General features: G+C 39.9%; 11 protein-coding genes. 10 read left to right on the top strand and 1 reads right to left on the bottom strand.

Annotated features, from left to right (window positions below; genetic code table 11):
* Nucleotides 1–13: 13 nt before the first annotated feature.
* The 8 genes from O4H49_RS16280 (at nucleotide 14) to O4H49_RS16245 (ending at nucleotide 9,429) form a co-directional block, all read left to right on the top strand.
* Complete coding sequence (locus O4H49_RS16280) at nucleotides 14–976, top strand: Gfo/Idh/MocA family protein (protein WP_269424501.1); 963 nt, start codon at nucleotides 14–16, stop codon at nucleotides 974–976.
* Nucleotides 973–1,956 carry an N-acetylneuraminate synthase family protein gene (locus tag O4H49_RS16275; RefSeq protein WP_269424500.1) on the top strand — a complete coding sequence of 328 codons (984 nt, stop codon included), beginning with the start codon at nucleotides 973–975 and terminating at the stop codon, nucleotides 1,954–1,956. The genes O4H49_RS16280 and O4H49_RS16275 overlap by 4 nt, the downstream gene beginning before the upstream one ends.
* A gap of 5 nt (nucleotides 1,957–1,961) precedes the next feature.
* Complete coding sequence (locus tag O4H49_RS16270; protein ID WP_269424499.1) at nucleotides 1,962–2,759, top strand: cytidylyltransferase domain-containing protein; 798 nt, start codon at nucleotides 1,962–1,964, stop codon at nucleotides 2,757–2,759.
* Nucleotides 2,749–4,077 (top strand): glutamate-1-semialdehyde 2,1-aminomutase, encoded by a 1,329-nt coding sequence (locus tag O4H49_RS16265; protein WP_269424498.1) that lies wholly within the window; start codon nucleotides 2,749–2,751, stop codon nucleotides 4,075–4,077. The genes O4H49_RS16270 and O4H49_RS16265 overlap by 11 nt, the downstream gene beginning before the upstream one ends.
* A gap of 2 nt (nucleotides 4,078–4,079) precedes the next feature.
* The gene (locus O4H49_RS16260; RefSeq protein ID WP_269424497.1) at nucleotides 4,080–4,649 is read left to right on the top strand and encodes a GNAT family N-acetyltransferase; all 570 of its coding nucleotides are present in this window, start codon (nucleotides 4,080–4,082) and stop codon (nucleotides 4,647–4,649) included.
* Nucleotides 4,634–6,556, top strand: coding sequence for a hypothetical protein (locus O4H49_RS16255; protein ID WP_269424496.1), 1,923 nt, complete (start codon nucleotides 4,634–4,636; stop codon nucleotides 6,554–6,556). Before O4H49_RS16260 ends, O4H49_RS16255 begins: the two co-directional genes overlap by 16 nt.
* 68 nt (nucleotides 6,557–6,624) lie before the next feature.
* A complete protein-coding gene (locus tag O4H49_RS16250) occupies nucleotides 6,625–8,535 on the top strand; it encodes a hypothetical protein (protein WP_269424495.1) in 1,911 nt (636 codons plus the stop codon).
* Nucleotides 8,536–9,141: 606 nt separating this feature from the next.
* Nucleotides 9,142–9,429: a hypothetical protein gene (locus O4H49_RS16245; RefSeq protein ID WP_269424494.1), complete on the top strand. Its 288-nt coding sequence runs from the start codon at nucleotides 9,142–9,144 to the stop codon at nucleotides 9,427–9,429.
* Between the two features lie 379 nt (nucleotides 9,430–9,808).
* Here the strand turns inward: O4H49_RS16245 and O4H49_RS16240 are convergent, their stop codons facing one another.
* Complete coding sequence (locus O4H49_RS16240) at nucleotides 9,809–9,979, bottom strand: hypothetical protein (protein WP_269424493.1); 171 nt, start codon at nucleotides 9,977–9,979, stop codon at nucleotides 9,809–9,811.
* Between the two features lie 416 nt (nucleotides 9,980–10,395).
* On the opposite strand from O4H49_RS16240, the gene O4H49_RS16235 reads away from it, so the two are divergent.
* Both O4H49_RS16235 and O4H49_RS16230 read left to right on the top strand, forming a co-directional pair.
* On the top strand, nucleotides 10,396–11,541 hold the full coding sequence (locus tag O4H49_RS16235; protein ID WP_269424492.1) for an adenylyl-sulfate kinase: 1,146 nt from the start codon (nucleotides 10,396–10,398) through the stop codon (nucleotides 11,539–11,541).
* A gap of 64 nt (nucleotides 11,542–11,605) precedes the next feature.
* Nucleotides 11,606–13,330, top strand: coding sequence for a sulfatase-like hydrolase/transferase (locus O4H49_RS16230; RefSeq protein WP_269424491.1), 1,725 nt, complete (start codon nucleotides 11,606–11,608; stop codon nucleotides 13,328–13,330).
* Nucleotides 13,331–13,350 lie beyond the last annotated feature (20 nt).

The following is a 13,350-nucleotide window of genomic DNA, read 5'->3' as shown; positions in this document are numbered from 1 at the left end:
GCTTGGGGTAAGAATGGTACAGCCAACAGTATTAATATCCGGCCTAGGCTCCATTGGCCTTCGGCACGCCAGAAATTTAAAGTCCTGCGGAATCACCGATATTATCGGGTATGATCCTAACGCTGAAAGGCGGGCATCTTTTGAAGCAGAGATGGATTCAGATAGCAGTGATGACTTCGAAAACTGTTTAAAAAAAAAACCCGATCTGGTTGTAATTGCAAGCCCTAATTCATTTCATATTCAGCAATCCATACTTGCAGCAAGACATGGTTGCAATCTGCTCATCGAAAAGCCATTAGGAACCAATAATACCAACGTGCCCCAGTTAATCAGAACAATCGAAGAAAAGAAGCTGTTTGTACACGTAGGCTCGAATTGGAAATTTCACCCTGCATTTATAAAGATGAAACAACTCATTAATGATGGAGATATTGGCAATATCTTCTCTTCAAGAGTACATGGGGGATATTGGCTACCCGACTGGCATCCTTGGGAAGATTATCGCAAAACTTATTCCGCTCGTAAAGATTTAGGGGGAGGCATCGAGTTCGATGCACACGAACTTGATGCTATCGCTTGGCTTTTAAGTCCTATCAAGTCGATTAAATCCATGGCAAAGAATACCGGAAATCTTGAAATCGATACCAACGATATAGCTATTGCCTGCCTGCATCATGAGAACGGAAACTTCACAACACTCCAGATGGATTATCTTTATCCCGTTTACCGTCGGAGATATGAAATCGCAGGAACGAAAGGTGTTATAGAGTGGGATTTCCATGATGGACTTAAACTCATTAGAAAAAATAATGAAACCGTTAATTTTCCTGAAGGAAAATTAGATGATCTCAATGAAATGTATGTTTTACAAACACAACATGTTCTTGATGGGATTAAAGGTCTCTCCTCCCCGGTTACTTCTGTAAAAGATGCTAATCGAATAATGAACCTCCAGATTGAGATATCAGAAACGTGACGAGTTTAAAAATCATCGCCGAAGCTGCACAGGGTTATGAAGGTAGCGTTGACTTAGCGAAGCTGCTTATACGTAGTGCAAAGGAAGCAGAAGCTGATGCTGTAAAGTTCCAAATAGTTTTTGTCGATGAACTGGCTGCTCCGGGAAATATCCACTATGATATATTTAAGTCTTTGGAAATGCCTCTCGAAAGCTGGCAAGAGGTAAAAGACTATGCAGCAGAGCTTGGCATTGAATTTTATGCCGATGTTTTTGGGGATAGATCTTTTAGTATTGCAAAAAAAATCAATGTTGATGGCTTTAAACTCCACACCACAACATTTTTCGATAAGGATCTTACTCAAAAAGTCCTAAACGAATGCAAACCCGTATTGATTGCTTTTGGCGGAATTACTCTCGAGGAATTACAAGAATATACTCATTATTATAATCTAAAAACTCGTCCAGATGTGACCTTGATGTACGGGTTTCAGTCGGAACCAACCCCTCTTAATTTAACCAATCTTGCCCGTATTCCAGCCCTATCACATTCTTTAGATACTGAAATAGGCTTTTTAGATCATGTTGATGGAGCATCAGAAGATGCAGCAGCAATAACTGCCATGTCACTCATACTGGGTTGCCGGATCATAGAAAAGCACATCACCCTAGATAGACTTCTAAAAATAGAGGACTATGTCTCTGCGCTAGCCCCCAAAGAATTCAAGGCTTATGTCCATTCAATTAAACGTTCGTTATCCGCCATTGGCAGTAGTGATATAGTACCCACACCACAAGAACTAGAGTATCGCAATAAAGCGGTTAAAAAAATTGTCCTAATCCATGACTTGCCTGCAGGTCACACTCTTCAGACCTCAGATATAACCCTCATTCGCCCGAATATACCATTGGGGATGGAGAATCCTGATCTTGTCATCGGTAAAAAATTAACTACAGCAGTAAAAAAATCTCAGCCCTTAAAACAAAGTGATATTGAGTAATAGAAGTGAAAACCAACCTACCTGCAATAAAAGAACAACGTCTTGTAGCTGCTCTCGCTTGCAGGGCTGGGGGCTCCCGGCTTTTCGGAAAACCCCTTCAAAATTTGGATCAAGGAATCACAATTCTTGATCACATTATTGAAGAAATGAAATCCACAAATGAAATAGACGCCATCGTGCTCGGTATTTCAGAAGGCATAGAAAACCAAATATTTGTAGACGTAGCCAAGCATCATGAGATTAGTTACATACTTGGTGATCAAAAAGATGTGTTAAAGCGCCTAGTACAATGTGGTCGCCATGAAGCAGCCACTGATGTTTTCAGGATTACAAGCGAGTGCCCTTTTACGTCTTGGGAGATGCTTCCTGAAGCTTGGCGAGAGCATAAAAAGAATAATAATGATATTACAGTTACAGAATTTTTGCCTGAGGGTTTGAATTTTGAGATTTATTCTTTAGCTGCGCTTGTAAAGTCTCATCAAAAAGGAAATGACAACGAAAGAAGCGAGTTCTGTTCTGCCTATGCAAGACGTTGTCACGATCAATTTAAGATCCAAGTAATTCCGTGTCAAAAAGACTGGGCGCGTCTTGACATACGGCTAACTGTAGACAATCCAGAGGATTTAATCCTATGCCGCGCGGTATATAAAAACCTAAAGGGCACAAAACCTCATATACCAACAGGGGCAATATTGAAATTTGTCGATCAGCACCCAGAACTCCACAAATTAGTAGAACCCTACGTTGATATGACACCTCTATGGGCTCATTGCCAAAAAGAAGTTCACGACCATGAAAAATAGTAAACTGTCTTTTAAAAAATCACATGAATTCACTAAGCGTATAGAAAGGGTAATTCCTGGGGGAGCACATACCTATTCAAAGGGCAGTGATCAATATCCGGAATTATCATCATCAGGGATAGTCAGAGGTTTAGGAACACACCTTTGGGATGCGGATGGGAATGAAATCATTGACTGGTCTATGGGCTTGGCATCTGTTTCTATTGGGCATGCTACGCCTGATGTTAATCAAGCTGTAATTAACACTCTTTCACAGGGCGTGAACTTATCCAGACCAAGTAGCATTGAGCTTGAAGCAGCAGAAGTATTCCTGGAGACGACAGGAACTGACATGGTGAAATTTGCTCGCCATGGCTCCTCCGTTACCACAGCAGCAGTTAAATTATCCCGTGCCTTTACTGGTAGAAAGATTGTTGCTGTTCCCAAAGAACATCCCTTTTTCTCCTTTGATGACTGGTTTATAGGCGTCACCGCCGCCAATTATGGTATCCCGGATGAACTGAAGAAATTTACGATAACATTTTCCTATAATGATCTTGATTCATTGAAGGCACTATTTACTCAGTACCCCGGTCAAATTGCTTGTGTTCTAATGGAGCCTGTAAAATTTGACCCTCCGAAAGAAGGTTTCTTGGAGGGTATACGAGAGCTTTGCGATCGAAATGGAACCTTGTGGATCCTAGATGAGATGATAACTGGTCTAAAAATGGGAATTCCTGGCGCTTCTAGTTATTACGCCGTAGTTCCAGACCTGAATACTTATGGAAAAGGCTTTGCCAATGGTTTCCCGTTCGCAGCACTAACTGGTCGTTCAGAAATTATGGAACTTGGGGGGATCTCAAGAACGGGTGACCCAAAGTTGTTTCTATTATCCAGTACTCATGGGGCAGAATCTGTAGGATTAGCTGCTATGATGAGCACGATTAAGCTATTTAAACAGAAAAATTACATTTCAAAAATTTGGGATACAGGAATACTCCTAAAAAATAGCCTTTCAAATATTATTGTAGATAAAGGATTAAACGATTATCTCCAAATAAGTGGATATCCTTGTAATATGTTGCTCAATATTTTAGGGCCAGACAAGAAACTCGACTGGACTTTCAGGACCTTATTCATGCAAGAAATGGCTTCTTACGGAATATTATTCCAAGGTGTCTTTATAGTTACACCTAGCCACTCAGAGCGGGATATAAGGTTGACATGCCAGGCCTTTGAAAATGCATGCGATATATATTTAATGGCTTTGGATAATCGGAATGCAAAAAATTTATTAGTAGGTCCAGAAATTAAGCCTGTATTTAGAGCGATTATCTAACGATGACAATATCATCACAAAATTTCCATAAAACCAGCGTTCCGATCTTATATATTAATGAGGATGTATTACTACGGCCTCTAAAAATCGAAGATATTCATCAGAATTATATAGATAGTTTAAACCATCCTCACGTTAGAAAATACCTAGCAGCTCATACGGGGAGTCAATATACCCGTAAAAATGTCACTCAATTTGTACTAGAGAACGATGAGGATCGTAGCGCTATACTGTTTGGATTTTTTGTCCGAGGAAAGCACTCTGGCACCTGTCGATTACATGACATTACACAAAACTGTGCATGGCTAGGTTTGGCTATTTTTGACATATCACTTTGGGGGCAAGGGTGGGGGAACAAAATTATTACTACTGTTAGTAATTATGCGCTACTCCAACTCAATATAGAACAAATCAGAGCCGCAATAGATCCTCTAAATATTGGATCAAAAAGTGCTTTTACAAAATCAGGATTCCATATTCTCCCTGACGAAAAATTGGAAAGAGAGGACGGAGTTCTTACTGATATTTGGCAACGAAGAGGGGATCCGGGGTACTTATGGAATTCAAATTAAATATTGGGCAAATAGCTCAAGGGTGCGCAATCAGCAGTAATACCTTAACGAGCCTGTATTCGTCTCCATACTTCAGCGCCGAAGGAAATGGCGCAACCTCAATCTCTACCTTAGCCGGTGATAAGTTATTTTGCTTTGGTAACATTCTTGGATGGCGAGACAAAACACACAAGCTACACCCGTACCCTACAACTATGTCTGCTCTTCAGGATATAAGTGGGAAAACTGAGATTAATATTCAGGAGCACCTTGAAGGGCGGTTTTTACTGGTTTGGGTTCAAGCGAATGGCAAAACTAATATTTACCGAGATCAATTTGGAAAAATAGACGTCTATCTTCAGCGATCAAACGAAATCGTAACTGCAGCAAGTGATTTGTCGCTTTTACCTGAAAATCCAGCTAGAGACGGGTACGACCAATGCGCATTAGCGCACACACTAACTTATTACGGACATCGACCGCCCAAAAAGCATACCATATATAAATCAGTAACCCGTTTAGGTGTTGGGGAAACTATTTCTATCAATCATAACAATTTCAAAATACACCACAGGCCTATGTATGCCAAAAAACAACAAGAAGACTTTGGTATACATGAAGAGAAAAATTATGTTGATTCTTTTCTGGACCATCTCGAAGCGAGTTCTTCTTCAGATGGCAATGCGATATTCCTCTCCTCGGGATGGGATTCCACTTCGATATTAGCTGGCTTGGTCCATTTACGAGGTCCCCAAAAGGTACGTGGCGTAATCGGGCAAATGAAATATTCGGAACGTAGTGGTATTTGCAACAGATATGAGATCGAACGAGCAAAGAAATTTTCTGAACATTATGGGGTTAAAATCGACATCGTCGATCTCGATCATTTAAATAATGCCCCACAGACTATTAGTGACGCTAAACCTATATTTAAAAAACACAACTTTCAAAGTATTACCGGTCTAAACCACTATTTATTAGCACAAAAAATTAAAGACACTGCATGTGGGGAAGAGACAAGTTATATTGGAGAGATTAGTGATGGTGCTCACAATCTAGGCTTCAGTCAATACGCTACAATTTTCCACCCCTCATACGATTTTCGCGAATATGCAGATAAGATGGCCTCTTATTTATTTGGGCCAACTTTCATAAAACAAATAAAAAATAAATCCTATAACCAAGACCCTATCTTTCAACTATTCAAGTCAAAGGCCGGCGCAACCAATTTTGATGATCCCGACAGCACCTATGGCGGTCAGATGCGCCAAATGCTCACGAGTTTTTTCCTTCGCAATGGGCGGATGCCTTTTTGGTCAATAACGAACTCAAAGCTGTTAAAGCCATCAGGAGCAGAAAAATACACCAGGAACATGCAAGAATGCTATTTTCAAGGCATAGAAAACTCAGTGGAAGAGGAAATTTATTCTTGGTACCTTGATCTTTACAATAGCTTTCACTGGCAAGGATCAACAGTTTTAACAGCCCACATTATGTCCGACCATTTTGGTGCAAAATCTGATATGCCTTATTGGGATGGTCAAATACAAAATTTACTCAAAGTCATGCCTGAAAGTTACGGCAGAGGCTTGGACTTCAAATCGACTAAATACCTTTTAAAATCTATGCTAGGAACCCGTATTCCTTACCCCAAGGACCTACAAACAGGGCCACATTCCTACACTTATGACACTGACCATAACTTTAACCATAACTTTGAGTTACTTTATCACTCATCAATGAGAAACCTCGCCATTGACACTCTAAAAGCCAAACCCTATGAAGAAATTCTCCACCCAGACACATTTAATTTGGGTTATGCTTCTGAATTAGTAGACCGATATATTGTCGGTGAAAAACTTGAAGGATCAGAGCTAAGTGATATTGTTTCCCTGTACCTTATTTGCCAAACAGGCTGGTATAGTTAACGTCAGGGTTTCCATGCATTGCAATCTTCTGATGTGAGTAAACTTATTTTTATTTGGTTAATTACTTTATGCCCCTGAAAAAATACACTCTACTATTTATCTTCCCTCCTAAATGGGCTTTTACGATTTTAATCGCACTAACAAAAATTGGGTTTACTGTAGCATTTTTAGATCGCAAGGGCATGCGGCGCCACCCGCAATGGAAAAATGCAATTGAAAAAAAAATATTGATCCAAATCACTCAACAACCCATGAAGCCATTCCATAGCATGGGAATAGCACAAGCCGAACATATCATTACACAACTCTCTAATACGCGCGAGATAAGATTCCTAAAAAAGGCAACAGATGATAAAAAAGCAGACGTAATACCCAAGCGGTTATTAGCTGAGAAATTTCTAATACTGTTCTACGCTTTAAGTACTGCTAAAAAATTATCACATCAATCGTACGTCGTATCTTTTGAAGCCATCCGTTTAAACCAGCTATGTCAGAAGTGGGGCACAGCAGAAAAAATATCAATCGAGAAAGACGCGATAATTGGCGCAGATTCATCAACTCTGCTCGCTACATTACGCTTAATATCATTAAGCAAGAAAATAATACAAACCATAAATCGATTAATATATCTATGTTATAATATTTTATTTACATCGAAGAAAACAACACCACGAGCACCTCAAAAAATTGCTATATCCCTAGGCTTTCCCTGGCAATTAAAATTTAACGGGCCCAGAGCTTTTCATTTTCTTGTTGATGATCAAGTTTTAAAAAAAGAAGATGTTTTATTTTGTGACGAAATAAACATTAGCAAAAATACATTAAATGAACATAGGAGCCACGGCTGGAATTTTCACGAATACTACCAAAATAGCACATCAATATTATCAAAAAAACAAGTCCTCCTATTAAATTCAGAACTAAAAATAATTTTTAATTTATGGATTAAATCCGCTTTTGCCTCACTTGATGAAATATCTCTTAGTTTAATAATTTTAGGCGATGAATTCATTTCTGCTATTTATCTTAAACAATCTACACACACGAAAGTGTACGTATATACCAATAAGGATTATGCAAACCAATTCGCAAAAAATTTAGCACTCCGTTATGTAGGCATTTCCTCAATTTGGTACCCCTTGTTTATAGGATCACCTGCTATTTTTGATAAGACTGACTCCCCTCATGATAAAAAAGAAATACTATGGTACGGTCAAAATCCCACCCATATGTTCCTCTATTCAAAAGCAGCTGCAGATTCACACATAACTCACAATCAAGGAACTCAACATTACCATTATCACGGACCGATATTCGCTGAATTAATAATAAATAAAATTCTTTCGCACACGACTAACGACACACCAGAAAGTAAAGAACACAGCCTTAAAATATCAGTATTTGACACTACCTATATTAACTCTCAAATTTGCCCCACCAACTACCAACACGCAATAACATTCCTTGAAGATATCTATGACTTGGCCCAAACATTTCCAATGTATGGATTCAATATTAAACCTTCAAAACCAGATAGTTATTTCTTATCGGATACAAGTCTCTGGGCCTCCCCTAAATTAGGAAAAAAAATTGTAGGAAACCGAAAAAAACTATCTACATTACATAATGTTTATCTTTTTTCGGATAATAAAGATCCAATAGAGTTAATAGCTGAATCTGATGTCATAATTACTGATGGACTGTCCTCCCCTACAGCCGACGCCCTTTCCGTTGGGAAGAAAGCTTTCTGGTACGACCCAACACATTCTCATCATGGATATCCTTTTGACCAAGCAGGTTTCGTTGCTCATGGAAGAAATGAATTAAAAAATAAAATTCAGGACTTATTAAACCAACCACACGAAGAATATAAAACCGAATTAAGAAATAATATTTATTTTAAAAACTTCATATCACCACGTATTAACCCCGGCAGCCTTAATAAACTCAGACGCACCATCAAGGAAGAAACTTATTAAGGGTATACATTATTGGGCTCTACCAGATAATGCCAAAGAGAAAAAGTCATTTAAGCTAGGCGAAACTAGACCGAGGAATCAATTATTTGGTAGTAAGAACGACGACTAGGTGTGCGGCTTTATTGAAAAAATTAGTATATTATTATCAACGCTTATGTGAATTAATTGCCCCTGAATTGGACAATGAAACCTTGGCGACGAAATTGATGTCGATAAATGTAACTTTGGGTGTAAGCGTAAAGGTCCTTCAGGTCATCCGAAGTGTGAACTGGTCCTAGAAAAACGGACAGTCTGTTAAGGTGTATCCCACGATGACATAAGGGATAGAGAAATGGCTAGGCGCCGGAACTTCAGCGATCAATTCGAAGCCAAAGCGCTCTTGAGACACTGCGTGGCGATAAGACAATCTAGGAAATCGCAGTCAGGTATCAGGTGCATCTAAACCAAGTGAGCACCTGGAAACGCTAGGCGATAGGCGGGATGACAAATCTGTTTTTATAGGGAAACAAACCGGTAGGGCTGAGCGAAGCCGAGATCAAAGAAGCTACATGCCAGGATCCAGAGGCTGACCATCGAGAATGATTTTTTAGCGCAAGGGCACAAGAAATGAGCCTGGCTAAGAAGAGAGGAATGATCTGCCGCGATCATCCGGATTTGAGCACCCGTCGGCAATACAAACTCGTGCGTTTGAGCCGCTCCGCCATTTATTACAACCCCGTAGGGATTGATGCAGACACGCTGACGGTGATGAAGGCCGGCGACCAGGTCTTCACCGGATATCTGTTCTTCGGCAGTCGTCAGATCGCGACCAGTTTGCGCCGAAGGGGGTGTCGATATCACCCCGCGTCCCAGCGCTTGATGCGTCTGATGGGACTGCAAGAGCGGATCTACTAACGGCCAAGAACCAGCCAGCAGCACCCGCAGCACCGTATTTAACCCTATCTATTCAGGAAACTGGAGATCGACCAGCTCTACCAAGTCCGGGTGTAGGATATCACGTTTATACCGGTCAAACATGGCTTCTTGTATCTGGTGGCGATCATTGACTGGCACAGTCGCATGATTCTGAGTTGGCTTATCAAACACCATGCATGCCGAATTTTGCGTCGAAGCTTTGCAAGAGGCAGCCTATCTGGAAGAACTCACCGACGGCTTCAGGGCCAGACGCGTGATCAAAAACTGGATAAACTTCCGACCCCATTCAGCACCTGAACATCAGACACTCGGCGAAGCATATTGGTAAGCAGAGCAAACAAAACTGGCGGTATAAAACCTAAACCGGATAGACCTTACAAACACCACTAAACAGTCCGGAATAAATAACCCGAAGCTCTTTGCGGACAAGAAAAATCATATCAATGGCATTGATAATTTCTGGCACTAGGCGAAATGAAAGACGCAAAAATAGAACCAGATCAAAATGGGTTACGTCTACTAGTTTCATAAGGGCGTCAAAATTGGCGTTATGATAATTCGCTGTATCGCTATCGCCCTAATATGGTAGATTTACGGCGGTTAACCTCTAGCTGTTATGGGCCTGTTAATTTGTTGCAAAGGTGTTTATCTACTTAAGGGTGGGAAGATTTCACGAAAAATATGATCTGGTTTTCACAAGTATAGGATCCTTCCTCTTCTGTGTTTCCAAGAGCCCAAGAGTAAATTACTAGCTTTCATATCTTTTTAAGGCTCCTATCACGCGTCACTAACTGCACCCAAATATGGAACTATATCGTTGCACCAGTACTACCAAAAATTAAACCTCTTGTTTTATGAGTTATGACATACCGTGAAATAACAGCTATTTATATTTTCCTATTTATCACCAACTTCTCCATCACACATTAAGGTACGTTACTTTCTATGAAAATTGAAAATGGAATTATTTGGGTTTCTGGATATTCAGCTTCTGGAAAAACTACAATCGGCAGGAAAGTTGAGAATAAGCTCAAAGAGCATGGATATTCCTGTATTTTCCTAGACGGAGACGATTTGCGCGCAATTCTTGCAAATAAATGGGGGTATAATAAAAGTGACAGAGTCGAATTAGCGAAAGTATATTTTCACCTGTCAAGTCACCTAGCCGCACAAGGCTTTATAGTTATAATTTCAGCGGTAGCAATGTATGATGAAGTAAGGATCTGGCTGAAAGAGAATGTATCTCATTCAATTGAAGTCTTTCTAGATGTCCCTGATAAAGAACGACGGCGTAGAGATGGCCTTACTAAGGGTATTTATACGGATAACACTGATTTTGAAAGCCTCTATGATTTTCCACAGAGTCCAGATTTAACCATAGAAAATCACGGGGATATTAATCCCGAGTTAGCTGCTTCCCAGATTGTAGATCATTTTCTATCCCTAGATGAACAAATTACATCAGACCGAGGACGGAAAAAGCATTGGAATAGTTATTATTCGCAAAAAGATGCTCCTAATACTCCATCGGCATTCGCCCTGCATGTAAATTCACAACTTACTTCAAGGAGTAAGATCCTTGAAATTGGCTGTGGGAATGGTCGAGATGCGTCTTTTTTTGCAGATAGTGGGCATAACGTTTTTGCTTTGGATGCATCTGAAGCAGCTATTGATTATTGTCTTCATAATTATTCAGGGCAGAATATCAATTTTTCTACTGGCACAATAAACCTGTTATCAAAAGATAAAAACACTCAGTTTGATGTAATTTTCAGTAGATTCTGTCTTCATGCAATGACCCTTTCTGAAGAAATAGAGTTTTGGGATATTGCGGCTAAATTACTGTCAAAGAATGGAAGTGTATTTATTGAGTGCAGATCAATAAATGACCCCCTTGCCCGAGAAGGCGAGGTATTAAGTCCTACAGAACGAATAGCGGGGCATTACCGTCGCTTCATCGTTTTAGATGAGCTAACACAAAGAGTTAAAAATACTGGATTACAAATCACTCAATCAATTGAGAGTGACGGACTGGCAAAGTACAAAGATGAAAATCCTGTCATCATTAGACTAACTGCCCATAAGAGCTAAAGGAGAAGAACAATCCTACATCACCCAGAACAAGTAAATGCAACTTTATAAAGTTCTCTAAAAAATGAAATCGAAATTTAAAAATTTTGCAACAGATTGGCTACTCCCACCTGGGATAAAACGGCTTATAAGCCCATCCGGTCAACGCATTTCCACTCAAAAATTTTGGACGAATGAATCATTTGAAATCCCTCATTTCGAAAAACAATATTTCAAAGACTTGGGTGGCCATCAACAAACCATAACAAGAGGCGACGATACACGTAGTTGCTTAACCACTTCAGGTGAAACCCTTCTCTCATTACCATTGGGCAACAGAGCCACACATTTACAAATTGGTGTAACTGCTGACAATTGGCAGCCAAACAGTGTATTGAAAATAACAATCGGCGATTATACTGTTGAACAAACGCACCTTAAATCGATACACTGGCAATCACAAAAAGGAAGGTGGCTAGATTTACGCCTCCCAGTACCCCCAAAAGCCACAAAAATTATTATTCAATGCAATGAGGTCATCCATATAACAATGCCGAGATGGGTAAATATCAAAGGTCGTACCCCCCCCCCTCAGGCTAAAGAGATCAAGCACATTCTCATTCTAGTATTAGACGGAGGATGTAAACGAATACTAGGCAAAGCTCACCCTACTTTACATGGAGTAGAGTTAACGCCAAACATTAATCATTTTTTTAAAAATGGCTTTAAAGCAAATAATTGTTTTTCGTCTAGCGAATGGACCTTCCCGTCTGTAACCAGTTTTTTTACAGGATTACGAACATCCCGTCACCATGCATTTCACCCCACTAGAAATTATAAACTACCTTTAAACAATCTCCTTTTGGCAGAAACATTTCAAAGCAATGGATTTCATACCACATGTTATTCCGCAGCGAACCGTGTCACACCAAGCTACGGATTCAATAGGGGATTTGATCGTTTTGTATATAATTGGGCTTTAGAGGGTAGAACTGAAAATAACTACGATACCAGTAAATGGATTTCCGATGTTATTGGACAACTCTCAACACATCGCCATGATAGAACGTTCACTTATTTACAACTGCCAGACCCCCATCCACCATGGAACATTCCGCCACTATCACGAAGCTATAATTTAAGCAGAGAAGGATCATCAACTGGGTTAGATTTTTTTGAAATAAAAAACCATCCCAATATCTTTTCTCAGAGTAAACAGCTTGAACAACTCCGTGTACATGACTTAGACCGTGAACTTGGTTCACTTTTCTCGTTTATTGAAAAGAACATTCCTGACAACACTCTGGTAGTGCTAACCGCCGACCATGGAAGTGCTTGGGAAGCGTTTAGACCAAGTCACAAAATGGTTTCAGAGCCCACGCTGGTAGATGATCGAGTTAAGATCGACTTTTTCATTAAAGGGCCTGGCATACCTAATATAGATTATACCGAACTGTGCTCGCCCAATATTGATTTGCGACCAACGTTACATAATCTAATGGGTTTTTCTAACGAAGAATCATTCGATGGGATTGATATACTATCGAACCATACGCCGAGGAAGTGTGTAATCTCTGAAAGTGTATACAATGGAATTTATGAAATTTCTGCCCGAAATACTAACCACTGCCTTATAAAACAATTTTCATTTGACGATGCCAAACTTAAAATTGCAGGCTCAGAAATTTATTCCAACACATTCCGCGCAGGAGCTACAGATTATAGTGAACCACTTGACACCACTGACATTGAGCTTGAGACAGCTATAAGAGAACACATCGAAAGCCCAACTTTCTTTTCTCATAGTTAATAACCCACATCTCAAAAAGA

Origin of the sequence: Kiloniella laminariae (assembly GCF_027214005.1) — a bacterium.
GTDB lineage: Bacteria > Pseudomonadota > Alphaproteobacteria > Kiloniellales > Kiloniellaceae > Kiloniella > Kiloniella laminariae_A.
Note: the sequence above shows the minus strand (reverse complement) of the source record. Positions and strands in the feature narration are given on the sequence as shown.